24 protein-coding genes are annotated in these 24,386 nt (G+C 62.1%); 11 read left to right on the forward strand and 13 right to left on the reverse strand.

Going from position 1 to position 24,386, the window contains the following annotated elements; genetic code table 11:
* Positions 1 to 311: 311 nt before the first annotated feature.
* From QO034_RS20750 to QO034_RS20765, 4 genes are all read right to left on the reverse strand, one after another.
* On the reverse strand, positions 312 to 788 hold the full coding sequence (locus QO034_RS20750; RefSeq protein WP_284487440.1) for an MgtC/SapB family protein: 477 nt from the start codon (positions 786 to 788) through the stop codon (positions 312 to 314).
* Positions 788 to 2,443: an energy-dependent translational throttle protein EttA gene (ettA, locus tag QO034_RS20755; RefSeq protein ID WP_284487441.1), complete on the reverse strand. Its 1,656-nt coding sequence runs from the start codon at positions 2,441 to 2,443 to the stop codon at positions 788 to 790. Before ettA ends, QO034_RS20750 begins: the two co-directional genes overlap by 1 nt.
* A gap of 147 nt (positions 2,444 to 2,590) precedes the next feature.
* Positions 2,591 to 3,379, reverse strand: a complete 789-nt coding sequence (locus tag QO034_RS20760; protein WP_284487442.1) for a VPLPA-CTERM sorting domain-containing protein — start codon at positions 3,377 to 3,379, stop codon at positions 2,591 to 2,593.
* A gap of 116 nt (positions 3,380 to 3,495) precedes the next feature.
* Complete coding sequence (locus QO034_RS20765) at positions 3,496 to 4,422, reverse strand: serine protease family protein (protein ID WP_284487443.1); 927 nt, start codon at positions 4,420 to 4,422, stop codon at positions 3,496 to 3,498.
* A gap of 120 nt (positions 4,423 to 4,542) precedes the next feature.
* Between QO034_RS20765 and QO034_RS20770 the strand changes: the two genes are divergently transcribed.
* Both QO034_RS20770 and dacB read left to right on the forward strand, forming a co-directional pair.
* The gene (locus tag QO034_RS20770; protein WP_284487444.1) at positions 4,543 to 5,154 is read left to right on the forward strand and encodes a nicotinate-nucleotide adenylyltransferase; all 612 of its coding nucleotides are present in this window, start codon (positions 4,543 to 4,545) and stop codon (positions 5,152 to 5,154) included.
* Between the two features lie 72 nt (positions 5,155 to 5,226).
* Entirely contained in the window at positions 5,227 to 6,723 is a 1,497-nt protein-coding gene (gene dacB, locus QO034_RS20775; protein ID WP_284487445.1) for a D-alanyl-D-alanine carboxypeptidase/D-alanyl-D-alanine endopeptidase, read from the forward strand.
* Between the two features lie 95 nt (positions 6,724 to 6,818).
* Here the strand turns inward: dacB and QO034_RS20780 are convergent, their stop codons facing one another.
* Both QO034_RS20780 and QO034_RS20785 read right to left on the reverse strand, forming a co-directional pair.
* On the reverse strand, positions 6,819 to 7,463 hold the full coding sequence (locus tag QO034_RS20780; protein ID WP_284487446.1) for an outer membrane protein: 645 nt from the start codon (positions 7,461 to 7,463) through the stop codon (positions 6,819 to 6,821).
* A gap of 239 nt (positions 7,464 to 7,702) precedes the next feature.
* Entirely contained in the window at positions 7,703 to 8,071 is a 369-nt protein-coding gene (locus QO034_RS20785) for a tellurite resistance TerB family protein (protein ID WP_284487472.1), read from the reverse strand.
* A 221-nt stretch (positions 8,072 to 8,292) separates the two neighbouring features.
* Here QO034_RS20785 and QO034_RS20790 point away from each other — a divergent pair, with 221 nt between their 5' ends.
* The 3 genes from QO034_RS20790 (at position 8,293) to QO034_RS20800 (ending at position 12,802) form a co-directional block, all read left to right on the forward strand.
* A complete protein-coding gene (locus tag QO034_RS20790; protein ID WP_284487447.1) occupies positions 8,293 to 9,867 on the forward strand; it encodes a lysine--tRNA ligase in 1,575 nt (524 codons plus the stop codon).
* Positions 9,868 to 9,933: 66 nt separating this feature from the next.
* Complete coding sequence (locus QO034_RS20795; protein WP_284487448.1) at positions 9,934 to 10,335, forward strand: DUF4864 domain-containing protein; 402 nt, start codon at positions 9,934 to 9,936, stop codon at positions 10,333 to 10,335.
* Between the two features lie 181 nt (positions 10,336 to 10,516).
* Positions 10,517 to 12,802 carry a glycosyl hydrolase family 28-related protein gene (locus tag QO034_RS20800; RefSeq protein ID WP_284487449.1) on the forward strand — a complete coding sequence of 762 codons (2,286 nt, stop codon included), beginning with the start codon at positions 10,517 to 10,519 and terminating at the stop codon, positions 12,800 to 12,802.
* Here QO034_RS20800 and QO034_RS20805 read toward each other — a convergent pair whose 3' ends face one another.
* Positions 12,803 to 13,291 carry a HugZ family pyridoxamine 5'-phosphate oxidase gene (locus QO034_RS20805; RefSeq protein WP_284487450.1) on the reverse strand — a complete coding sequence of 163 codons (489 nt, stop codon included), beginning with the start codon at positions 13,289 to 13,291 and terminating at the stop codon, positions 12,803 to 12,805.
* A 49-nt stretch (positions 13,292 to 13,340) separates the two neighbouring features.
* Positions 13,341 to 14,006, reverse strand: a complete 666-nt coding sequence (locus QO034_RS20810; protein ID WP_284487451.1) for a hypothetical protein — start codon at positions 14,004 to 14,006, stop codon at positions 13,341 to 13,343.
* A 132-nt stretch (positions 14,007 to 14,138) separates the two neighbouring features.
* On the opposite strand from QO034_RS20810, the gene parA reads away from it, so the two are divergent.
* From parA to QO034_RS20830, 4 genes are all read left to right on the forward strand, one after another.
* Entirely contained in the window at positions 14,139 to 14,771 is a 633-nt protein-coding gene (gene parA, locus QO034_RS20815; protein ID WP_284487452.1) for a ParA family partition ATPase, read from the forward strand.
* 29 nt (positions 14,772 to 14,800) lie between these two features.
* Entirely contained in the window at positions 14,801 to 15,121 is a 321-nt protein-coding gene (locus QO034_RS20820; protein WP_284487453.1) for an antibiotic biosynthesis monooxygenase family protein, read from the forward strand.
* 64 nt (positions 15,122 to 15,185) lie between these two features.
* Entirely contained in the window at positions 15,186 to 15,440 is a 255-nt protein-coding gene (locus QO034_RS20825) for a TFIIB-type zinc ribbon-containing protein (RefSeq protein WP_284487454.1), read from the forward strand.
* 86 nt (positions 15,441 to 15,526) lie between these two features.
* Positions 15,527 to 15,934, forward strand: a complete 408-nt coding sequence (locus QO034_RS20830; protein ID WP_284487455.1) for a universal stress protein — start codon at positions 15,527 to 15,529, stop codon at positions 15,932 to 15,934.
* 165 nt (positions 15,935 to 16,099) lie between these two features.
* On the opposite strand, the gene QO034_RS20835 is transcribed toward QO034_RS20830, so the two are convergent.
* Together QO034_RS20835 and QO034_RS20840 are read right to left on the reverse strand one after the other, a co-directional pair.
* The gene (locus tag QO034_RS20835; protein ID WP_284487456.1) at positions 16,100 to 16,756 is read right to left on the reverse strand and encodes a class I SAM-dependent methyltransferase; all 657 of its coding nucleotides are present in this window, start codon (positions 16,754 to 16,756) and stop codon (positions 16,100 to 16,102) included.
* Positions 16,757 to 16,914: 158 nt separating this feature from the next.
* Positions 16,915 to 17,427, reverse strand: coding sequence for a hypothetical protein (locus QO034_RS20840; protein ID WP_284487457.1), 513 nt, complete (start codon positions 17,425 to 17,427; stop codon positions 16,915 to 16,917).
* Positions 17,428 to 17,695: 268 nt separating this feature from the next.
* Here QO034_RS20840 and QO034_RS20845 point away from each other — a divergent pair, with 268 nt between their 5' ends.
* On the forward strand, positions 17,696 to 17,872 hold the full coding sequence (locus tag QO034_RS20845; protein WP_284487458.1) for a hypothetical protein: 177 nt from the start codon (positions 17,696 to 17,698) through the stop codon (positions 17,870 to 17,872).
* 422 nt (positions 17,873 to 18,294) lie between these two features.
* Here the strand turns inward: QO034_RS20845 and QO034_RS20850 are convergent, their stop codons facing one another.
* The 3 genes from QO034_RS20850 to QO034_RS20860 form a co-directional block, all read right to left on the reverse strand.
* Positions 18,295 to 18,966 (reverse strand): restriction endonuclease, encoded by a 672-nt coding sequence (locus QO034_RS20850; RefSeq protein ID WP_284487459.1) that lies wholly within the window; start codon positions 18,964 to 18,966, stop codon positions 18,295 to 18,297.
* 33 nt (positions 18,967 to 18,999) lie between these two features.
* Complete coding sequence (uvrB, locus tag QO034_RS20855; protein ID WP_284487460.1) at positions 19,000 to 21,189, reverse strand: excinuclease ABC subunit UvrB; 2,190 nt, start codon at positions 21,187 to 21,189, stop codon at positions 19,000 to 19,002.
* Between the two features lie 273 nt (positions 21,190 to 21,462).
* A complete protein-coding gene (locus QO034_RS20860; protein WP_284487461.1) occupies positions 21,463 to 22,665 on the reverse strand; it encodes a DUF4236 domain-containing protein in 1,203 nt (400 codons plus the stop codon).
* Positions 22,666 to 23,339: 674 nt separating this feature from the next.
* Between QO034_RS20860 and QO034_RS20865 the strand changes: the two genes are divergently transcribed.
* Complete coding sequence (locus QO034_RS20865) at positions 23,340 to 24,386, forward strand: Hint domain-containing protein (protein WP_284487462.1); 1,047 nt, start codon at positions 23,340 to 23,342, stop codon at positions 24,384 to 24,386.

The following is a 24,386-nucleotide window of genomic DNA, read 5'->3' on the forward strand; positions in this document are numbered from 1 at the left end:
TGCTGACGCCGGGCGAGGCATATGATAGTCGAGCCCCGAACCTGAAAGCCGCCGCCTGAAATGAAACCAATGCTATCGCTTAGCCCGGCGGAAAACTGGTCGAAAATTCAGGACCACCTCTGATAAGTCCGTCCGGGGAAAGGGGAACCTCGGCCATCAACCGATTTGTGCAACAGAGCCATCCGTCAGCCAGAAAAGATCAGACATGCCCACCGCTCGGTTTTCGAACCGTGAATCACCCCGTCAGGCGGAAATCAATGGGTCCTGACCCTAGATTTCTATATGATTTTAGGGTCAGGACCCCAGCCGGTCTACTCCTGCGGGTCCCTGCTGCCAGGTTCCAGTTCGGGTCTCAGGCCGGGGAAGCGGGCTTCGGCCCAGTCAGTCAGGAAGACCACCGCCATGAGCAAGAGCGTCATGGCGACGGCGGAATAGCGGTAGCCCAGCCCGATGGACGTGCCGATGGCGGCCAGCGCCCAGATCAGCGTGGCGGTGGTCATGCCCTGCACGCGGCCGCCCTGGGCAAAGATCACCCCGCCGCCCAGAAAGCCGATGCCGGTGATGATCGCGCCCAGCACGCGCGAGGGGTCGCCGCTGCCCTTGGTGATCTCGGAGCCGAGATCGGCCATGAAGGTGGTGGTCAGCACCAGCACGATGCAGATGCGGATGCCGGCGGGTTTGCCGCGCAATTGCCTGTCGACCCCGATCAGCCCGCCGCAGAACACCGCTAGAGCGAATTTGATCACGGCGCTCCAGAAGAATTCGGACGGTAGCAGGGCAGAGGTCATCAGCGGGTGAATTTCTTGAATTTCAGGCGCTTGGGTTCCAGCGCGTCGGCCCCCAGGCGGCGTTTCTTGTCCTCTTCGTAGTCCTCGAAGTTGCCTTCGAACCATTCCACATGGGCATCGCCTTCAAACGCGAGGATATGGGTGCAGATGCGATCGAGGAAGAAGCGGTCGTGGGAGATGACCACGGCGCAGCCGGCGAAATCGACCAGCGCGTCCTCAAGGGCGCGCAGGGTTTCCACGTCGAGGTCGTTGGTCGGTTCGTCGAGCAAGAGCACGTTGCCGCCCTCTTTCAGCAGCCGCGCCATGTGGACGCGGTTGCGTTCACCGCCCGAGAGTAATCCTACTTTCTTCTGCTGATCGCCGCCCTTGAAGTTGAAGGAGGAGCAATAGGCGCGGGAATTGACCTGCGCGTCGCCCAGTTCGATCACTTCGGCCCCGCCGGTGATTGCCTCCCAGACGGTGTCGGTCGCGTTCAGGTCGTCCCGGCTTTGGTCGACATAGGAGAGCTGCACCGTGTCGCCGTAGTCGATGGTGCCGGCATCAGGTTTTTCCTGCCCGGTCAGCATCCGGAACAGGGTGGATTTGCCGGCACCGTTGGGGCCGATGACGCCGACGATGCCGCCGGGGGGGAGCGAGAAGGAGAGATCCTCGATCAGCTGCTTGTCGCCCATGTGCTTGGCCAGCCCCGCGACCTCGATCACCTTGGAGCCGAGGCGTTGCCCGTTGGGGATGACGATCTGGGCGCGGGTGATCTTTTCGCGTTCGGACTGGTTCGCCAGTTCGTTATAGGCCTGGATGCGGGCCTTGGATTTCGCCTGCCGGGCCTTGGCGCCCTGGCGCATCCATTCGAGTTCGCGTTCCAGCGTCTTCTGCTTGGACTTGTCCTCGCGCGCCTCCTGTGCCAGGCGCCTGGCCTTTTGTTCGAGCCAGGAGGAGTAGTTGCCTTCATACGGAATGCCGCGGCCACGGTCGAGTTCGAGGATCCAGCCGGTGATGTCATCGAGGAAATAGCGGTCGTGGGTGACGATCAGGATGGTGCCCTTGTAGTCGATCAGGTGCTGTTGCAGCCAGGCGATGGTTTCCGCGTCGAGGTGGTTGGTGGGTTCGTCCAGGAGCAGCATGTCGGGGGCTTCGAGCAGGAGCTTGCAGAGCGCGACGCGGCGCTTTTCCCCGCCCGAGAGGGTTTTCACGTCGGCCTCGTCTGGCGGGCAGCGCAGGGCCTCCATCGAGACGTCGATCTGGCTGTCGAGATCCCAGAGGTTCTCGGCGTCGATCCGGTCTTGCAGTTCGGCCATCTCGTCGGCGGTTTCGTCGCTGTAGTTCATCGCCAGTTCGTTGTAGCGGTCGAGGATGGCCTTTTTTCCGGCAACGCCCAGCATGACGTTTTCGCGCACGGAGAGGCTCTCGTCGAGCTGGGGTTCCTGCGGCAGGTAGCCGACCTTCGCCCCTTCGGCGGCCCAGGCCTCGCCGGTGAAGTCGGTGTCGAGCCCGGCCATGATCTTCATCAGGGTGGATTTGCCGGCGCCGTTGACGCCGACGACGCCGATCTTCACGCCGGGCAGGAAGCTGAGGTGGATGTTCTCGAAGCACTTCTTGCCGCCGGGGTAGGTCTTGGACACACCCTGCATGTGGTAGACGTATTGGTAAGCGGCCATGATGATGCTCTCCTGCTGGCGGGCTGTGACTGGGGTGATCTAGTGAAATGCGGCTGAAACTGCAATGCGAGAGGTGGCAGTGAGCCGAGGATAAACGCGAAAAGGCCGCCCCGGTGGGGCGGCTTTCGGTCCGTTATGGGGCCGGGATCAGGCGTGCCGGCGGCGGCGCAGCGCGACGAAGCCGCCTAGGCCGGCCAGCAGCAGCGGCAGGCTGGCCGGCAGCGGCACCGGAGACACATCGGCGCTGGTCGCGAGCAGGTTGTCGAAGTAGATCGTACGATCGACGCCCGCATCGGTGTTGATGTTCTGAAGGATCAGATTGTCGAAGGCGAGGCTGCCCGACGCGGAGCCGCAATACAGTTCTTCACCGTCTACAGAGAATGAGAACAGGTCGTTTGCCGCGTCGATTTCGATCGCCAGGTTGGCGAAGGCGCCAAAGGCGAAGCCGGTCTGGGTGCCGACGGCGGTCCATGCGGCGGTGGCGGAGGTGAAGATCTGGAACTGGTTGTCGAAGAATTCGACGATCGGGTAGCTGGTGATCGCGTTGCCGGCATCGACCGCCGTGCCCCAGAGACCACCGATGCGGCCCTGAGCATTTTCAAAGGCGCTGTCGATGTAGAAATCGATGGACAGGGCATTGGCGCCCGCGACGTCGAACTTGCGGCCCTGGGTGTTGTAGAACGCTCCGGCCTGTCCGGCGGGACGGCCCGCGGTGCCATCCGCCTCGGAAACGGTCACGGCCAGCCGGGAATCGCCCATGAAATCCTGGGTTTCAAAGCCGGCGGGTGCATAGCGGTCGGTATACCATGTGCCGGGGGCCTGCGTATCGGACAGCAGCGGATCGGAGCTGAAGTCCTGCGCGGTGATGACGGCGGCCTGGGCCGCGCCTGCGCCGAAAATCAGCGCAAGGGCGAGATGGGGGAGCTTGTTCTTCATTGGTAAACTTTCCGGAATTCCGAATTAACGTCCGGGTTTGATAGCAAACTGCGCAGCGTCGTGTATCTTGACCTTGCGTAAGGCGGCTTTGGACCCGAAAGAACCGGACGGAGATCCTATTCGCCGGGTGGATCAGTGGCTTCGGGTGCGAAATGGGCGATCCAGGCGCCGATGTCGGTCGCATCGGTCCCGGCGAGAAGGCCGCGAAAGGTCGGCGTGTAGGCGCCGTGACGCTGCGGTGGACGCAGCAGGGGCAGGCCGCAGATGGCGGGATCGGGCAGGCCGCTGCCAAAAAGGACTCCGGCGACCCGGTCGATGCCGTCGGCGTGCAGGATCAGGGGGCTGCCGCTGTCCCCCTTGACGATGCGGTCGCCGCCGGCGCGTTCCGGCGGCAGGGTGTAGAGCAGGCAGGCGTTTCGATCCCAGTAGGATACGGTTCCAGTCTGCCGCCGGGGCAGTTGCGCGGCGGTATGGTCTCCAAGCCCCCAGCCGGCATAGCGCAACTGCGCCGCGTGCAGGAAGGCGTCAAGCGCGGGGCCGTCGGCGGGTGGGCGGGTCATCACGCGCATCGGGGTGACGAGCGCGGGCGGCACCCGGCGCACGAGTTGCAGCAGCGCGATATCGGCGCAACGCGGGATGCTGTAGGCGCGGACCTTGATTGTCATCCGCAGATCATCGCGCCCGGCCCCCAGCCCGACCGCAAACGTGTCCCGCACCGGGATCAGGTTCCAGGCCATGGGGTCTTCCCACGCGCGCCCCTGCAATCCGTGCTGGTCGGGAAGCGCGGCGCAGCGGGTGTCGTCGTCTTCCTCTGGACGGGGAAGGCGGAGATGGGAGGGCACGCAATGGGCGGCGGTCAGAATGATCAGGTCGGTGATCAAGGTGCCGGAGCAGTGGCCGAGAAACACGACGGCATTTCGGTCGACCGTCGCGCGATCGTCACGGGCCTGGCCATTGGAGCGTTCCGGACCGGCCGCTCGAACCGGTTGCGGCAGCAGGATGCAGAGGCAGAGACAGAGGAGGGTGATCGTCAGACGGTGCATGTGACGGAACCCTAGCGATGGATACGGGACGATGTCGAGAGGCGGTGCCACCGATGCTCGCACTGCGTTCATATTGTTTTTGCTGGACAAGGGATCGCGGGAAACGGTCTATGCACATCCATGTTCCAGGGATTTCCATATGTGAGGCCGGGTCAGTCGGTGGGCCTCTTGGGCGGGTCGTTCGATCCGCCCCATGCGGGACATGCGCATATCACCCGTGAAGCGTTGAAACGGTTCGGTCTGGATCGGGTGTGGTGGATGGTGTCGCCGGGGAATCCGCTGAAGGCGCGGGGTCCGGCGCCGATGGCTCTGCGGATTGCGGCGGCCCGAAAGGTGATCGACGATCCGCGTGTGGCCGTGACGGATATCGAGACGCGGCTGGGCACGCGGGCGACGGCGGATACCGTTGCGCGGCTTGGCGCGATCTATCCCGGTGTTCGCTTCGTGTGGCTGATGGGGGCGGATAACCTGGCGCAGTTCCACCTCTGGCGCGATTGGCGCAGCATCATGAACCGTATCCCGATCGGTGTGCTGGCCCGTCCCGGCGACCGGATCTCGGCGCGCATGTCGCCCGCGGCGCGGATCTACCGGCAGTATCGCATCAGTGGGCGGGACAGCCAGAGCCTGGCGCATGCGGTTGCGCCCGCCTGGTGCTTCGTGAACGTGCCGCTGGTCGGCCTGAGTTCCAGCGCCATCCGGGCGCAGGGGCGCTGGTCGGTTTCCGCAAGCTGAAACGGATACTTGTTTACGGCCCGAAGCTGCGCTTTAGTATGCGGGCGGGCAGCGGTTTGGTGTGACTTTCGGATGAGCCAACACAGGACGAGACGCTTTGTTTTGGGGGGTCTGGGTGCTTTGCTGGCGCCGGGTCTGGCCGTGGCCGGCCCGCCGCAGGTCTCGCTGCGCCCGCGAATGCGGGGAGACGAACTCGCACGGATCGCGGCGGGGGGCGTGGATGCGCTGATCGCCACATCCGGGCTGAGCGGCGAAGTCGTCTGTGCCGTCGCGGATGTCAAGACGGGGCTGGAACTGGAGGCGTCCGGAGGCGAGCGCGGCCTGCCGCCCGCCAGCGTGGCCAAGGCGCTGACGGCGCTCTATGCGCTGGAGGTTCTTGGGGCGGATTACCGGTTCCCGACAGGTCTTTTGGCGGCGGGGCCAGTGCAGAACGGGGTGCTGAACGGAGATCTAATCCTTGCGGGTGGCGGCGATCCGACCCTGACGCCGGATGATCTGGCGGTGATGGCGGCCGATCTGAAAAAGGCCGGCGTTCGCGAGGTGCGCGGCGATTTCCGCGTCTATGAAGGTGCGTTGCCCTTTGTCGCCAGCATCGATCCGCAACAGCCCGATCACGTGGGATACAGTCCGGCGGTGTCGGGAATCGCTCTGAATTTCAACCGGGTGCATTTCGAATGGCGCGTCGCGGGAAAGGGTTATGCGGTCAGCATGGATGCCCGGACCGGAAAATATCGTCCGGACGTTGCGATGGCGCAGATGAAGGTCGTGGCGCGCAGCCTGCCGATCTACACCTATGAGGATCTGGATGGCGTCGACCGGTGGACTGTGGCTAGCAGGGCTCTCGGCGAGGGCGGCGCGCGCTGGCTGCCGGTGCGCAAACCCGGCGCCTATGCTGGCGACGTGTTCAGGACGATGGCGCGGTCGCAGGGCATCGTGCTCAAGGCGGCGAAGCCGGGCGTCGGTCCGGCGGCGGGAGCGCAGGTCCTGGCGCAGCATGAAAGCCAGCCGTTGGAGCCCATTCTTGCCGACATGCTCAAGTATTCCAACAATCTGACCGCCGAGATGGTCGGGATGACGGCATCGACCGCCTATGCCGGGCGTCCGGATTCGCTGGCGCAGTCGGGCCGGATGATGAGTGACTGGGCGGCGCAACGGTTCGGGATGCGCGGCACGGACATGGTGGATCATTCCGGGCTCGGGGACGCGTCACGGATGACGGCGCAGGATCTCGTCGGGGCGCTGGTGGCCGCGCGCAATGAAGCTGTCCTGCGCCCATTGCTGAAGCCTTTCGGGTTGCGCGACGCCAAGGGCCGGGTGAACGGCAGTCATCCGATCAAGGTGGACGCGAAGACGGGAACGTTGAATTTCGTGTCGGGGCTGGGCGGATACATGACCGGCGCGGACGGCACGGAATTGGCGTTCGCCATTTTTGCCGCGGATACGCGGCAAAGATCCCGGATCACGCGGGCAGAGCGCGAACGCCCTCACGGCGCGCAGGGCTGGAACCGGCGGGCCAAGCAGGTGCAGCAAAAACTGATCGAACGGTGGGGAGCGCTCTACGGCAGTTGATCTGCCCGTGGCTGAAACCGCCCGCCGCGCATCAAAAAGGGCGCCGGAGCGATCGCGTCGCCTCGGCGCCCTTCTTTCGGGTCATGCCCTGCCGATCAGAAGCGGTAGGTGGCCTTGACTTCGAGAGCATTCAGATTGACGTCGCCGCCGCTCGCGGTAATGTCTTTGAAATCGTGATAGAGATATTCCGCACCGATGGCCCAGTTTTCGTTCATGCGATAGTCGTAACCGATGCTGAGCACATAGCTTGAATCGCTGCTAACGTCGAGCACATCACCAACCTGGTCGGTCAGACCGCCGCTCAGGTTAGCATAGGCGAAACCGACGCTGCCATAGAGCAAGCCATTGGTGCCGATCTCGGTGCCGACGATCAGCTTGAGGCGCGCGATCGCGTCAAAAGAAGCTTCATCACCAGTGTCTGGATCGGTGACCGACAGATCTGCCCAGTCATACTGGAATTCCGGGCCGATATACCAGCCGTTGCCGAGGCTCCAGAGATAGCCGGCATTCAGACCGCCGATAACACTGTTTTCACTGAAATCGCCGACGTCGATATTCCCAAGGTCAAATTTGCTGTAGGCGTAGCCGATCTGGGCACCGACATAGCCGCCTTCCCACGTAGCGACAGGCACTACCGGCGCAACGATGACAGGTTCAACCGGCGCAGTGGCCACGTTGCCTGCAAAGGCGCTGCCCGCAGTGGTCGTGAGCGCAATTGCGATGACTGAAAGCTTCTTCATTTCGACTACTCCTTGAGAGTCTGTGGTTCATTATGTCTTTGCCGTGCCGAACGACTGTTTGGCGTATCACGGCTGGGCTGCGTGTAACATACGAACGCCTGGAAGTGGAACCAAGTTCCCGCGCGCCGAAAAGTTATTGTTGCACCCACGCCACGGAGATCCCGTGGTTTGAGCCAATTTACGCCTACTGCACAATAACTGTACAGAAATGGCTCCGATGCCGCAATGATTGCACCGGTTCAGGTCAAATGGCGGGCGCGGGCTCCGCGTTCGATCGCTGCGGCATGAAGCCTGTCGATGTTGAGTTCGTATCGGATTTCCTCGAGCAGCCGCAATTCGGGCTCCAGAAGCGTTCCGTCGGCGGCGGCGACATCGCAGGCCAGCGCATAGGCGGTTTCAAAAAGCCGCTCGGGCAGGTTGTCACGGATCAGCCCGAACAGGGCGTCGAGTCCTTCTTCCTGTTCGAAGAGATCGAATACCACCTGAGCCGTCTCTTTCATCCGGTCGATGTCATAGCTCGCAAATACGGGCAGCATGTTGACCGCGGATTGGATCTTGACCAGTTCCGCGGTGCGCATGTTCTCGTCAGAAGCGGATACGGCGATCATCAGGGCGACAAGGCAGTCCTGGGCGCTGAGCGGGTGTTCATTCGTATCGGGCACGGAGCTTCCTTTCAGGCCAGTCCTTGTTGCACCGCAGAATATGGTTGAGGCGGAGCCAGCACAATAGGGCGCGGCTTCGCGTCGCGTCATGTTGACGGGGCAGGGTCGGCGCAATAGGGAGAGCGGCAACGCCGCGCGTGGCGCGGTTCAAGTTGTCGGAGAGTCTCATGTCTGATCTGCGCGAAGCCGCCCTTGCGTCCAAAGCCTGGCCTTTCGAAGAGGCGCGCCGGGTGGCGAAACGCTACGAGAAGACGCCGCCGGAAAAGGGCTACGTGCTGTTCGAGACCGGCTATGGCCCGTCTGGTCTTCCCCATATCGGCACCTTCGGCGAGGTCGCGCGCACCACGATGATCCGGCGCGCGTTCGAGGTGATAAGCGACATTCCGACCAAGCTGATCTGTTTTTCGGACGATCTGGACGGGATGCGCAAGGTCCCGGGCAACGTGCCCAACCCCGGGACGTTGACGGACTACCTGCAATTGCCGCTGACCAGCGTGCCGGACCCGTTCGAGGAGTTCGAAAGCTTCGGGCATCACAACAACGCGATGCTGCGGCGGTTCCTGGATACGTTCGGTTTTGAATACGAATTCATCAGCGCGACGGATTTCTACGCATCCGGTCGGTTCGATGCGGTGCTGCTGCGTTGCGCCGAACGCTATGACGAGATCATGGCGATCATGCTGAAGAGTCTCCGCGAGGAGCGTCGTCAGACCTATTCGATCTTTCTGCCGGTCCATCCGGAAACCGGGCGAGTGCTCTATGTGCCGATGAAAGAGGTGAATGCCGCCGAGGGCACCATCACCTTTGACGACGAAGACGGCCGGGAATGGACGCTTCCGGTGACGGGCGGCAAGGTGAAATTGCAGTGGAAACCGGATTTCGGAGCGCGTTGGGCTGCTCTGGGCGTGGATTTCGAGATGTATGGCAAGGATCATTCCACGAACACGCCGATCTATGACGGTATCTGCCGGGCGCTGGGAGAACGTCCGCCGGAGCATTTCACCTATGAATTGTTTCTGGACGAGAACGGGCAGAAGATCTCGAAGTCCAGCGGCAACGGTGTGTCGATCGACGAATGGCTGACCTACGCCAGCACCGAGAGCCTGTCGTATTTCATGTATCAGAAACCCAAGACGGCCAAGCGGATGTATTTCGACGTGATTCCCAAGGCGGTCGACGAATATCACCAGCAGTTGCGCGCCTATGCGGATCAGGACCTGAAGGCGCGGCTGAACAACCCGGTGTGGCACATCCACGGTGGCGACGTGCCCGCGAGCACTCTGATCGTGCCGTTCGCCATGCTGTTGAACCTCGCGTCGGTGTCGGGCGCGCAGGACAAGGAGCAGTTGTGGGGCTTCATCCGCCGTTACGCACCCGAGGCCAGCCCCGCCAGCCATCCGGATCTGGACGCCGCGGCAGGTTTTGCCGTGCGGTATTTCAACGATTTCGTCAAACCCACGCGGGTCTTTCGTGCGCCGACCGACCAGGAACGCGAGGCATTGCAGGTTCTGCGGGCGGAGCTCGCCGCCTATGACGGGCGCGTGGAGGACGAGGCGTTGCAGTCCATCGTCTATAGCGTCGGACGCGACCGGTTCGACCCGATGCGCGGCTGGTTCACGGCGCTCTACGAGGTGCTTTTGGGCGCCAGCCAGGGACCGCGGTTCGGCGGGTTCATCGCGCTTTACGGCGTCGATGAAACGGTGGCGCTGATTGACAAGGCGCTTGCGGGCGAACTGGCCTGATCCCGGCGACCCTGTTGACGAAGTTCGGCGTTCTCCTAGATCCAATGGATCAGTTGGAGAACGGCGATGCGGGGACTTTTCTTGATTTGCGCCGTAATCGCCGGCCTGTCCGGGCCGGCGCTGTCGCAGAGCGATGACATCCGGGCCACGATCGGGTCGCAGATCGAAGCATTCCAGGCGGATGATTTCGCGCGCGCCTTTACCTATGCCAGCCCGGACATCCGCCGGGTGTTTCGCACGCCGGAAAATTTCGGCGCGATGGTGCGGGGTGGGTATCCGATGGTCTGGCGGCCTTCGGACGTGCGTTTCCTGGAACTGCGCGAGATTGCGGGCGCCCTTTGGCAGAAGGTAATGGTCACGGATGCCAAGGGCCGCGTGCATATCCTCGACTACCAGATGATCGAGATCGATGGCGGCTGGAAGATCAATGGCGTTCAGCTTGTCCAGGCAGGTGGCGCGAACGCCTGACGGGCGCGCGATACTCGGCATCGCCGTGACCTGTCGCCGGGAAGGCACCGTGACGGTGCTGTGAGGTGGCTTTAACCCTTTTTGCATACTTCCCTTTTCTGCGTTCCGGCGAGATCGGAACCCATCGGTTTTTGGCCGGTCGGGCAGTGATCCGGCGGGTGGTATTCGGAAAGGGAATTGGATGAACAAGGCGATCACCGACGGCGTACTGCTGATGCCCCCCGCGTTCGGCAACGGGCTGGACATGTGGTCCAGCGGCAATGGAACGCCGGGCTCGGACACCTACGAAGGCGCCGTCAATGCGGTGCTGGTGCCTGCGGATCAGGATTTCGGCGGCTGTCTGGAACTTCAGAAGACCGCATCCGTCCAGAAGCTGCGCTACATGGGGGAAACGCCGCTGCTGCCGAATTGCTACCTGCGTGTGCGGGCGCGCATCAAGGCGGTTGGCGGCAACCTTCCTGCAGTGCGAATCGCCGCCTGGGCCGGTGGTGCCGGTGGCGTTCATGTCGATGGTGTCGTCGAAGTCGGACCGACCGTGGCGATCGCGACCTATGGCGATGTGGTCGAGATTGCCGCAATCGTCGGACCGGGACCGCGCGGCGGCGTCGACATGGTCTGGGGCCGGCAGGCGATCTACGGTCACTTCGGCCTTGACCTGACCGGCCCCAATGGCGGTGTTGTCCGTATCGACGACATCGAGATCAAGGACGTTACCAGCGTGTTCCTGCGGGACATGATCAATGTGGTGGACGTGCGCGATTTCGGCGCCGTCGGCGATGGCGTGACCGATGATTCCGCAGCCTTCGAAGCTGCGGACGATGCGGCGGGCGGGCGTCATGTTCTGGTGCCCGCAGGGGTCTACCGGCTGGACGAAAGCGTGACTCTGAACGCTCCGGCGATCTTTGACGGCACTGTGAAGATGCCGACCAACAAGATGCTGATCCTGAGCAAGAGTTTCGATCTGCCGAGCTACATCGCCGCATTCGGAGACGAGGAGCTGGCGTTCAGGAAGGCGTTTCAGGCGCTTCTGAACAATTCCGACCATGAATCGCTGGACATGTGCGGTCGGAAGGTGACAGTCACCGCGCCGATCGACATGCAGGCCGCGGTGCCCAACAAGACCAGCTACGCCACGCGCCGGGTGATCCGCAACGGGCAGTTGACGGCGGCGGACGGCGCCGTCTGGAACACGCCGACGATCACGGCGCAGGCCAGCTATTCCGCCAATGATCCGCGCAAGTTGACCAATGTGGCGAACATTGCCAACATCCCGGTCGGCGCGCTGGTTGAGGGCAAGGGCGTGGGCCGCGAGATCTATGTCCGGTCCAAGAATGTCGGCGCGGGCGAGATCACCCTGAACGCGCCCCTGTTCGACGCCGAGGGCACCCAGAATTTCAAGTTCACCGAGTTCAAGTACATGCTGGATTTCAGCGGCTTCAGCCAGCTGAGCCAGTTCTCGATGAGCGATATCGAATTTCAGTGCAACAAGTATTGCAGCGGGATCCGGCTGGCCCCGTCGGGTCTGACCTTTCATCTGCGGGACTGTTTCATCAGCCGTCCCAAGGATCGCGGAATCACCTCTATCGGAACCGGGTGCCAGGGCATTCTGATCGACCGCTGCCAGTTCCTGTCCTCCGAGGATTCGCTGGACGTGCCTGATCGCACGTCCCTTGCGATCAACATCAACGCCAACGATGCGAAGCTGCGCAACAATCGCGCTACGCGGTTCAAGCATTTCGCTTTGCTCGGCGGCGCGAACAGTGTCGTTCTGGGCAATCATTTCTTCCAGGGAGACGACGTGTCAGCGGGTGTGCGCACTGCGGGCCTGATCGTCGCCAGCAACTACACGAACACGACGATCACCGGAAACTACATCGACAACTGCTCCATCGAATGGACCAACGAACGCGATCCGTCCCCGGATTTCAGCATCGGTTTTTCCTTTGGGGCTATGAGCATCACCGATAACATCATGCTGTGCGGTGATGTGGCTCCGTGGTTCGCCTTCATCGTGGTCAAGCCCCATGGCACAGGGCATTACCTGAACGGCGTGACGATCAGCGGCAACAAGTTCCGCAGTGTCAATGGCATCATCGATCGCGTCGAACGGGTCGACACGAGCTTCTCCGATCTGGATTTCGCCCGCACCAAGCACCTGACCTTTGCGGCCAATACTTTCCACAATATCGGCAAGCAGGCGTTCAATCCGCTGCGCCTGCGGCACAGAGAAGCCAGTGCATCCTCGACTTGGGCCATCGGCGTGAATCGCGAGCTTCCGTTCGAAGGGCATCTGAATGGGGTTGATTCCGTCGTCGCCATGGGGCGGATTTCAGCGTCCGGCGGTGCGGCCAATTTCGCGATGCCCTATGCGGAAACCCGGAAGGGGGCCGGCAAGGACGAGGCGCGTCTGATCTGGAACCAGCCGGTGAGCGGCGAAGTCGCAGTCACGGTGCGCATGGACTCCTGATCAGGCGGAGCCTGGGTCCAGATCATGCGGGGACAGGACGAAAGCCTTGCCGAAGCCGCCATTCAGATGCGCCTGCTGGACATCGAACAGGACGAATGAAAAGTCGGCGAAACCGATGTAGAGCTTCGATTTCGGATGGTCGCGCAGGTAATGCGCGGCCATTTCCGCGTGGCTGTCCGAGTCGCGCGGCAGGAACCTCGCGCGGGCCTGCAATGTCAGCCGCGGCTGGTTCAGCGGGTCGCCCCGGCCGTTCGCCTCGCCCAGCAGGAGCGAGCAGGCAGGATTGCCGCGCAGGGCGGTCGTGTGCGCGGACAGATCCGAAACGAGGCTGACCGGCCGTCCGGCTGGGGACAGCCCGATGGCGATCCGGCTGACCATGGGCGAACCGTCGCGGGTGATGACGCCCAGGGACGCGATCCTTGCGGCGCGCATCAGCGACAGCGCGAGGTCGCGGGCGCCATCATCGGTGGGGCGGATCGGATTGACCATGCGGGCAGCGTAAAGCGCCGCCAATTGCGGTCAAGTCGGATCGACGGCCCTAGAAATTGCGCCAGAGTCCGAAACTCAGACCAAGGGTCTTTTGCGCCGCCGATCGTCCTTCGATGCCGATGACCCAGGTGCTTTTCCCCATGTCGAACATGACGCCGGGCGTGATCGCCCAGGCCAGCGGCTTGTCCGTGACATAGGCGGTTTCCAGCTTCACAAGCGGCCGGATTTTCCACCCCGATGACATGCCGATGACCGCGTCCAGCTTGAACGCCGGATCGTCGAGTCCCACGCGCATTTCATAGGCGGTTTCGACGCCCATCCACCCGTTGCCCCAACGGCTTTCGAAGCCGCGTCCGACAGCAAGGGCAAACTTGTACATCGGTGACCACTGATCCTGCCATCTGTGCTTGCCGATCCCCAGTTGGGCCGCATAGCGGGTGCGTCGATCCGTCGGGCCGAGGGGCAGGCGAGCGAAAACCAGCGCATGTCCTGCCTTGGCACGCACCTCGTTGACATCCAGTCCAAGCGTGACAAACGGAGCCAGCCCGTATTCCGCATAGAAAGAGGTCTCGTATTCCGGCAGCATCTCCATGTTGCCGCGCACGGTGGTTCCGACGGCAAAGAAGGCCGTCTTGTGATCGCGCAACCAGGCGCCGGCCAGGGCCGGAGGCGCAGCGAATGCGCTTAGCAACAGGGCAGCCAACGCAAGGCGCATTGAGCATCCTCCAACGGGAACAATCCGCAAACTTGGTTAACAGGGTGTTACCGGAGGACTGATCCCTGTCTGATTGGCCATTGCGGCCGTCCGCCAACCGGCTATGCTGCGGCGCGGCAGTCTGGAGCGTTTATGGGACAGGTCATCACGATTGCACAGCAGAAGGGCGGCGCGGGCAAGACGACGCTGGCGGTGAATCTGGCTGTGGGATTTGCGCGCGCGGGCCGAACGGTTGCCCTGATGGACACTGATCCGCAAGGCAGCGCGGGGCGCTGGTTCATGACCCGCCTGGAACAATCGGATGCGCCCGGCCTCGAATTTTCCACGGCATCGGCCTGGGGTGTGCCCTACGAATGCCGCAAGCTGGCCGAAAAGAACGACATCGTGATCATCGACACTCCGCCGAAGGCCGACAGCGATCTGCGTCCGGCGCTGCGTGCCGCCGATCTCGTGCTGATACCGGTGGCGACGTCGCATCTCGATCTCTGGGCGGTGGAAGCGGTGCTGGATCTGGCGCGCCGCGAAGACAAGCCGGCGCTGATCGTCATGACGCGGGGACGCGCCGGCACCCGGCTGGCGGATGACGTGACCCGGAAGGCGGGCGAAATGGCGGCCGAGGTGGCCGCGACGACCATGGCCAATCGCGTGGTCTATGCCGAAACCCTGGGTCAGGGCCGCGCCGCCCCGGAGGCGCCGCGCGGGCCGGCCCATGAGGAAGTCGAAAATTTGGTGCGCGAAGTGGAGGCGCGGCTGAACCACCTGTGATAGGCTGATCCGAGATCAAGGAGGTTCAGATGCAAACCATTACCCAGGACGGCACCATCCAGACCGTCATCACCACATTCGAGATGTCTCCGGGAACCTGCCAGGACCTGCTGGACGCGCTGACGGACGCCTACGAGTCCTTCATCAGCAAGCAGCCCGGTTTCATCGCCGCAAGCCTGCATGTGAACGATGCGCAGACCCGGATCGCGAACTATTCGCAGTGGACGAAACGCGAGGATTTCCAGGCGATGCTGCGCAGCGACGAAATGCGCGCGCGCAACCGCAAGATCAACGAACTGTGCCGGTCCTTCGAGCCGGTGATGTACGAGGTCGCCGCCACCTTCGGCTGACCGCCCGGCGTTGAAAACGCCGACCTGTGTCGCCATATCCGACGGGCAACAAGAGGAGATGATGATGCAGTGTCCAATTGACGGAACGACTCTGGTGATGACCGACCGGAGCGGGGTCGAGATCGACTATTGTCCGCAATGCCGGGGCGTCTGGCTGGACCGGGGCGAGCTGGACAAGATCATCGAAAGCAGCGCTGGCCAGACTCCGCCACCACAGGCAGCTGCTCCGGCCTACCCGGACCCTCAGGCGGGCTATGCGCGAAAACCACAGGGCAGGAAGCGGCGTGGCGGGTTTCTCGAAGATATATTCGATTTCTGACGCCGCCGGCCGGCGGCGTGATCTGTGTCATTGTCACTGCGAAAATCGGCGTGCAGTATGTGCACAACAGATAAGGGAGACATCTGATGTACCACAATATTCTCGTTCCGATTTCCTTTGACACAGAGCGCGACACCTCGGGCACGCTGAAACTCGCGAAGCTGCTGGCGACTCCGGATGCGAAGATCACGCTTCTGCATGTGGTCGAACATATTCCGGGCTACGCGATTTCCTACATGCCCGAAGACTACCTGCGCGAGGCGCGTCAGGCGATTCAGGGCCAGCTCGACGATATGGCGGCGGACCTGCCCAATGCCGACGGCGTGGTCATCGAAGGCCATTCCGGCCGGTCGATCCTGGATTGGGCGGACGAAAACAAACCCGATCTGATCATCATCGCATCACACCGTCCCGGCATGCAGGACCTTCTTCTGGGGTCCACCGCCGCCAAGGTGGTGCGGCATGCGGGCTGTGCCGTGCACGTGGTGCGCTGACCTGGGCGAAGCCGCGGGTTGGCAGCCTGGCGGGCATGGCATCGTCAATGCGTCACCCTGTCAAAGCGAGAACAGGCGCAAGGCTTGCCGTTTCAAAAGCGACTTGGGCGAACCGCTCGCCCAAGGTATCGCTGCGGACCGGAACAGGCGGCAGGCCCGCCGGTCTTATGTGCGCACGATGAGACCGATCCCCATCCAGCGTTTTTCGTTGTGCGCGAATTCGTAAACGGCGTTCCGGGCGGCGCTGCTGGCTTTGACCTCGTTCCAGAATCGGACCGTGCCACCATTGTGCTTGTCGTATTCGTGGGCATGGATATCGTGAAAAGCGACCGCTTTGCGGGCGTGGCGGCCCAGATTCAGATAATCTTTCTTGGCGCCCATGTACGTGTGGTCGCCATCGATAAACACATAGTCGAATTCCTGGTGCGCGAAATCGTCAGACGTATTTGGCGCGCATTTCCGCAGATTCAGCAACTGGGAAAATCTGTCGAACGCTACCAGCCGGTCCTGTATGTCAATCATGGAGTAGACCAGCTCGGGGTTGGCTCTCTGAAGAACGGCCGCGGCGACGTAGGAACTGCCGCCCCAGAAAACCCCGATCTCTGCGGCAGTTCGAATGCCAAGCTTCGCGACAGTCATCAGGTAGTCGACAAACTCCGTTGGAATTTGCTGTATGCCGAAAGGGCTTGAGTTCATGTGATCCAGCCAGGGGGTCATTTGCCCCCAGGGTTGGCGGGACAGGCCGAATTCCAGAATTTTCGATAACAGGAATGACCGGGACCGAAACTCTTCGTCCGAAGATGCGATGATATCGCCAATCACCGTGAGTCCTTTTTCGATATCGGGCTGAAGCAGGGCTTTTCCCGTTTCAATTGTTCCTGATTCAAGGCACCATCTTATTCTGCACCCGTGGCAAGTCCGCAGATTGCGAGGGTCATGTGTCGGAAACACATCTGACTCGATACGGACAAAATTCGCCGTCAGGACCGCAGGAATACCTTGTCGGAATCCAGTGCGCTGGCGATCCGGGCGAGATGATTGCCGGATGCGTCCGGGGACCGCAGCAGCCGGGTTCGGGCCTGGTCCAGCGCGGCGGTAAAGGCGGCTTTCGACTGCGGCACGACGCTTTGCCGGATGGCGGCGAAGCTCTGGCCGCGGCGGCGCGCCGGGGCGGCGGCGGGATCGGCGTTGGTTCTCAGGACAGCCTGCAGACTGGCTTCGACATCGCGCAGCGCCTGTTGCGCGGGCGCGTAGCTTGGGTTCCCCTCCAGTTGCTGCGCGGCATCGCGATAGTTCTGCCGGTAGCAATCGTAGCGATAGACCGGTTCCAGCGCCTGGCACTGGCGCAACCCGCGTTCCAGCAGGCGCACGACCTTGTTGGTGGTCCGGTCGCTGAACCCCTGGGCGGAATTGCCATAGTTCCCGTAGCCCTGCGCGAAAACGGGCAGAGCGGCGATCAGCAGGATCAGGACGGCGGTCAGAAGGCGCTGCATGGCGGAGTTCCCGGATTGTCGCGGCCAGACTAGCGTGGAATCCGGAGCAGAGGAACAGGCGGCGCGGAGGGGCGGGGGCGAACCGGCCGGAAAACGGTCTCGCGCGGAAGATGCCTGCCAAAAGGGCGCTCCGGCGATGACCCGGCCCCGCGCCGGGCGGGTTTTCGCGCAGGAGCGGACAGGATGGGGCGACCTGTGCTAAGCTGAAACTCCGGATCGCGGGACCTTGCGCCCGGATCCGTTTCAAAGATGCAGAAAGGACATGATCATGAAGACCTCAGTCGCCGCGCTTTTCGCCGCCGCCCTGGTTCTGGGTGCCTGCGCCAAGGAGCCCGAACCGGTTTACCTGCAACCGACCTTCGACAAGGCCGGGAACGCGAGCTGCGCGGCGGGATACATGCTCGCGACGACCGAGAACGGCGCAACGGTCTGCGCCCCGATCTGATGCAAATCCGGGGGCGGCGTTAACGGTTTGAACCGGTTTCCGGGTCGCCCCCACCGGGTTCAAAGAGCGCGCTGCAAGCCCGGTCAAGGGCTTGCAGAGATTTGTTTCGAGCGCGAAACGATCGGGTTTCCTGATGTGTAAACCTTTGTTTGCAATGGGTTAACCGGGGGCGGCGGCTGCTGTTGCGCGCTGAGGGCCGCGCCCGACCTCGGGCCGGAGGCCGTCTTGCAATCGCTCCAGTGGAGCGATTGAGGCCGGAGGGGTGCGCCAGCACCGAGGGAGCACGCAGTGCGCCCTCCCCGTGGGGGAGGTCGGGCGCGGCCCGGGCCGGGGGCCCGGGCTCCGAGGCGAGGTGATGCGAGAAAAGGCAGGATTGCTCGAGAACGTTTGTAGAAAAGTTTCGTCCGCTAGCTTTTTCTCCATTATTTGCTTTCTAGAGTGCTAAGCCAATCAACAATATCCGGGCCCTCTCGAAGTTCTAGGCGATAGGGAATGAATGATTCCCATTCGTTCCTAATTGTCGGAGAAAATACGGATGTTGTTGAAATCACGGCTTTGGATGCATTGGTGTTTAGCGCCATCGTACCCATCATCGCACGCACATCGTTTGGTCCGACTCTATGACCGCGGCTGAACGCTTTGCATTGATCTAGAATACGGATGGCACCAAAGCCAGATTTCTCGGCGATAACGTCTTTTCCACCATCTCCGCTGCGCGGGGTAAGCGTGACTTTGAAGCCGGCTTTGTCCCATGATGCGGCAACAAATTCTTCGAAGACGTGCGGAGATTTCGAGAACTGAAAAAGTAACTCAGGGTCCTTTTTCAGTTGAGCGAATATAGTCGCCCAAGGATAAGAAAGCGCCGTCACAATGGCACCTTCATTCGCCTCATCTACGATGTTTAGCAACTCGGCTGGAAGCAATAACTCGTGGCTGAGTTCGTCCAAATCGTTCTTTGGCCTTGCTGGTGCTCCATGCGACCCCAAACCTAAACCCAGCCCTAGACTCAATCCCATTTTTTCCGCCTTTCCATCCAGCCAAACCGCCCCCGCCAAGCTCATATACCAAATATGGATGTCCGGCAAAATACCCACACCATATTCGGCGTCGCAATCAAGCTCGGAAAGTTACCGCCCCCGCCGCTTCACATTCCCACCCCGCTGCCCCGGTCGGCCCGCCGTCGACCGGCCCCGCGACTTCACCGCCGCCTCTGACGCCTTCTCCACCGCGTATTGCCTTGCCAGCGGATCGTCGGACACGGCGAGGTCCACCGCTTCCAGCCGCTTGATCTCGTCGCGCAGTCGGGCCGCCTCCTCGAATTCGAGATTCTCCGCCGCCTTGCGCATGTCGGTGCGCAGGCCCTCCAGCACCGCCTCGAGGTTGGCCCCGTGCAGCGGCTTGTCGATCTTCGCGGTGACGCGGCTCATGTCGGTGTCGCCCTTGTAGAGCCCCGCCAGCACGTCCTCGACGTTCTTCTTCACCGTCTCCGGCGTGATCCCGTGTTCCGCGTTATAGGCGATCTGCCTGGCCCGCCGCCGGTCGGTCTCGCCCAGTGCGCGCTCCATCGACCCGGTGATCCGGTCGCCATACATGATCACCCGCCCGTCCGCGTTGCGCGCCGCCCGCCCGATGGTCTGGATCAGCGAGGTTTCGGACCGCAGGAACCCCTCCTTGTCCGCATCCAGGATCGCCACCAGCCCGCATTCCGGGATGTCCAACCCCTCGCGCAAAAGGTTGATCCCCACCAGCACGTCGAACGCCCCCAGCCGCAGATCGCGCAGGATCTCGATCCGCTCCAGCGTGTCGATATCCGAATGCATGTAGCGCACCTTGATGCCCTGCTCGTGCATGTATTCGGTCAGGTCCTCGGCCATCCGCTTGGTCAGCGTCGTGACCAGGGTGCGGAACCCGTTCGCCGCCACTTTCCGCACCTCGTCCAGCAGGTCATCCACCTGCATCTCCACCGGCCGGATCTCCACCACCGGGTCCAGCAAGCCGGTGGGCCTAATCACCTGCTCCACGAACACGCCCCCTGCCTGCTCGATCTCCCAGGCCGCCGGGGTGGCCGACACGAAGACCGATTGCGGCCGCATCGCGTCCCATTCCTCGAACTTCAGCGGCCGGTTGTCCATGCAGGAGGGCAGCCGGAACCCGTGCTCGGCCAGGGTGAACTTGCGCCTGTGGTCGCCCTTGTACATGCCGCCGATCTGCGGCACGCTCACATGGCTCTCATCGGCGAAGACGATCGCATTGTCGGGGATGAACTCGAACAGGGTCGGCGGCGGCTCCCCCGGCGCACGGCCCGTGAGGTAGCGCGAATAATTCTCGATCCCGTTGCAGAACCCCTGCGCCTCCAGCATCTCCAGATCGAAATTCGTCCGCTGCTCCAGCCGCTGCGCCTCCAGGAGCTTGCCCTCGCTCACCAGGTGGTCCAGCCGCCCGCGCAGCTCCTTCTTGATGTTGAGGATCGCTTGGTTCAGCGTCGGTTTCGGCGTCACGTAATGGCTGTTCGCATAGACCCGGATCTGCTCGAACGTGTCGGTCTTCTCCCCGGTCAGCGGGTCGAACTCGGTGATGCTCTCCAGCTCCTCGCCAAAGAACGACAGCCGCCAGGCCCGGTCCTCGAGATGCGCCGGGAAAATCTCCAGACTATCCCCCCGCACCCGGAAACTGCCGCGCTGGAACGCCTGGTCGTTGCGCCTATACTGCTGCTCGACCAGCCCGGCCATCACCTGCCGCTGGTCGTATTCCTGCCCCACCTTCAGATCCTGCGTCATCGCCCCATAGGTCTCGACCGACCCGATGCCATAGATGCAGGACACCGAAGCCACGATGATCACGTCGTCCCGCTCCAGGAGCGCCCGCGTCGCCGCATGGCGCATCCGGTCGATCTGCTCGTTGATCTGGCTTTCCTTCTCGATATAGGTGTCGCTGCGCGGCACATAGGCCTCGGGCTGGTAGTAATCGTAGAAGCTGACGAAATACTCGACCGCGTTCTCCGGGAAGAACCCCTTGAACTCGCCGTAAAGCTGCGCCGCCAGCGTCTTGTTGGGCGCAAGGATGATCGCCGGGCGCTGCGTTTCCTCGATCACCTTGGCCATGGTGAATGTCTTGCCCGTCCCCGTCGCGCCCAGCAGCACCTGGTTGCGCTCGCCCTCGTTCACCGCTGCCACCAGTTCGGCGATCGCCGTCGGCTGGTCGCCGGCGGGAGAGAACTCCGTCTGCATCACCAGCCGCTTGCCCCCCTCCAGCTTGTCCCGCGCCGGCTGGGGAGCGGTCATCATCGGCATCGACTTGTCGGTATGGACATGGGGCATGGCAGTCTCCGGTCACAGACTCCCAAACTTGTTCCCTTTTTGATCCGGTTCAACCCCCAAATCGCCGGCAATCCGGGCGAGCGCGACTTCGGATGTTGCACTGGGCTGGGCTTCCGACCCCCTAGGCCGCACCAAGCTTCGATGTCAAAGAAGCGCAGATTGCGCTATTTGCAAATTCTTGTCGGTTTCCCGACACCGGATCTTCAAGCCGAGTGCGGTGATTGCAAGTACGAACCTATTGTGTTCAATGCTGCGAAGAGGGCGAGAGTCTGTTTACAGTGTGTTGGTTTCAGAGAGCGCTTTCTGGTAGGTTTGCGCCGCCTCCACAAAGGCCAGCGCAACTTCACCATTCGACACCATGTATTCCTCGCTTACACCCGTCTGCGATTGAAACGCGATTTGGCCATATAGGCAAATTGGGATTTGGTAGTTCTCCCTAAACCGTCGATCAGGTGAGCCGTCCTTGTTCGTCCTAGCCCACGTGTGCCCAATCACCTTGGCATCGCCGGGTACTTCCTCGTCTTCGTGAAACCGCACCGCTCCAATGTCAATTTTCAGTTCGCGAATGTCGATTAGTGCAAATATCCCATCCGCTCTCGGGACAACTGCTACGCCGGGGTAAATTAGTATGTCGTCGCCATTCACGTTCTCGAAGCGCATCGCGCGTCCCGAGAACTGAATCAGATCCGTAGAACTGAACTCAAAGGTGACTGGATGCCTGTCGATAGAACGGTTGGCCAGTGTTCGTTCAACAAACTGGTTCGTGGACCTGTCGGCGGTCACGTCCCAAATCTTGCTGCTCTGCTTGAGCGTGTCGAACGCTCGAATCATGGACGAGTAAGCGCGCTGTGCCTCATCTCCTGCCTCGAACTCCACGGCGATACTGGTGTTGTCTTCCCAGTTCACCAGCCTCTTGACCTCGGCTTGCGTAACGGGCAGTGCTGCTTCCAACTCAGCAATTCGTTTCTTGTAGAACCAGCGGAACAAACTCAGTTTTCGACGGTTCAGTTCTCCGTGCTGCTTGGCCTCTTCCTCGCGCGCCTCTCTTAAATCGGTCTTGACCTGCGACTGTTGTTCGCGGGCTTTTGCGATCAGGTCCCGCAAAGGTATCAGCGATTTGCTGCTCAGCACTTCCACCGAAGCGCTGGCAATCTCATTCATCCCCGTCTGGGGCATGTAGACCTTTGCCGAGGCCGGGTTGTTGCCGGCCGCCGGGCTTACCGATGGCGGTGGGGTGAAGCCGTCTGGGTCAGGTACCGGTTGGGAAGGCTGTGTGCGAGATTGCTTGCCTGTAGGCAGAACCAGAGTGCTGTAGGACAGACCGGTACCGGGTGCTCCCACCGTGGCGCGGACGCCTTGCCGACCTATGTTAACGGACGCACCTGGAACGCCAATGCTCGAGCTGATTCCACGCTTGCCGATGTTGATTCTAACGCCGGGGAAAAGTGTAAATGTCTGCCTGAAACGAAGTGTCATTCTGCAATCCTGGAGATTCTCCGGCGAGCCTACCCTCGTTCGATAATTGGCGCGACAACCGATCCTGGGAACCCACGATAAGAAATCGGCAATGGAACGTACGTCCGACCAATCCGCAGTATATTCGCCCTTTGTTCTGCAGCTTGCCGGTTCTCTGCGTACAATGTGAAGGTCAGCTATCATAGATTCGCGCCCGCGATGTCGCCAGAACTTCGGACCGGCTTCAGCCATTTGCACGTGATGATGTGAGCGTCCGAACCGGACCGAACCCCCGCACAGGCGAACCTAGTCACACGACAGCGATCAAATTTTGCAACAGTAACCCCGCCTTCACCTTTGCACCGCGCGTTGTGTTCACCTTCGCCGTTCCCCACAAGCGCTGTGCATCGCATGTGCACGGGATGTGTACGGCGTATGTACGCATGGCACACCCCCGATTCGCCTCTGGGACAAGGGCGTTAACCTCTCGAATCGGGGCGGGCACAAGATCTGGCCAGCGGCCGGCGGTAAGCGCGGGCCGGAAGCCGTGTGACCCCGGACGGCGGGACCGGCGCGCGACGCGGGTTCGGGAATTGCTTTTCCCGGCAATGATAATCATGCATTTAGGTTTTACCGGATAAACATCCGGTCCAGAATGTGAACGTCCGAACCGAATTGCGAGGTATCCGTCGCCCATGGCCGAAATCGTTTCTTTCAATCCGGGACTTGGCATCGTCATCATCGCGGCGGCGCCTGGCGAGGACGTTTCCGGCTGGACCTTCGAAAGCTACACCCGGTCCGGCAATTTCGCGTCCTACGTGGCCAGCGGGCCGGTCGATTTTTCCGATCCCCAGGTTTCCGCCTCGGACCCGTCGCTCATCTACTACACCAGCGATTTCGGCCTTCCCCAGCTCAATCAGCGGGACGCGGTCGCCTTTGTCGACGGCAACGGTTCCCTGGTCGAAACCATCGGCTGGGGCAACGATTCGACCTTTTTCCTGACCGGGGGCACGGCGAATGGCGAGCTGATTTCGCCGGGCAGCGGCAACTATGCCGGGGACAACAATCAGGGCTGGTACTCGAAGCTTCCGGGCGACCCCTGGACCGGCAACAACGGGTCGCCCGATGACGGCCTGCCGGACGATCTCATACCCTTTGTGCCCCCCTGTTTCGCGGCCGGGACGTTGATCGACACCCCGGACGGGCCGCGGCGCGTCGAAACCCTGCGGCCGGGAGACCCGGTGCTGACCGCCGGGGGCGACACGCGGGTCATTCGCTGGGCCGGCCGCACCATCGTCCGGTTTTCCGAACGCGGCGGGCCGGAACACCTGCGTCCGATCCTTATCCGCGCGGACGCGTTCGGGCCGGGGAGCCCGGACAGCGACTTGCGGGTTTCGCCGCAGCACAGGATCGTGTCGAGCGGTTTGTGGAACGATGTCCTTTTCGGCTCCCGCGATGTCCTGGTGGCGGCCAAGCATTTCGTGAATGGCACCACCGTTGTTCGGGACGACCTGTGCGGTTCGGTGGAGTATGTGCATGTTCTTCTGGATCGGCACGAGATCCTGGTGTCCAACGGAGTGCCCAGCGAAAGCTATCATCCCGGCCCGATGACGGTGGGGGCGCTGGATCGCAGTCTCCGGGATGAACTTTTCGAAATTTTCCCTGACCTGCAAGGCGGCGCGCCGGCGTTCGGCGACAGCTGCCTGCCGGTGCTGCGTGCCTGGGAGGCGCGGTTGCTCTGA

The organism is Sedimentitalea xiamensis, assembly GCF_030164465.1.
In the GTDB taxonomy this organism is placed as follows: domain Bacteria; phylum Pseudomonadota; class Alphaproteobacteria; order Rhodobacterales; family Rhodobacteraceae; genus Sedimentitalea; species Sedimentitalea xiamensis.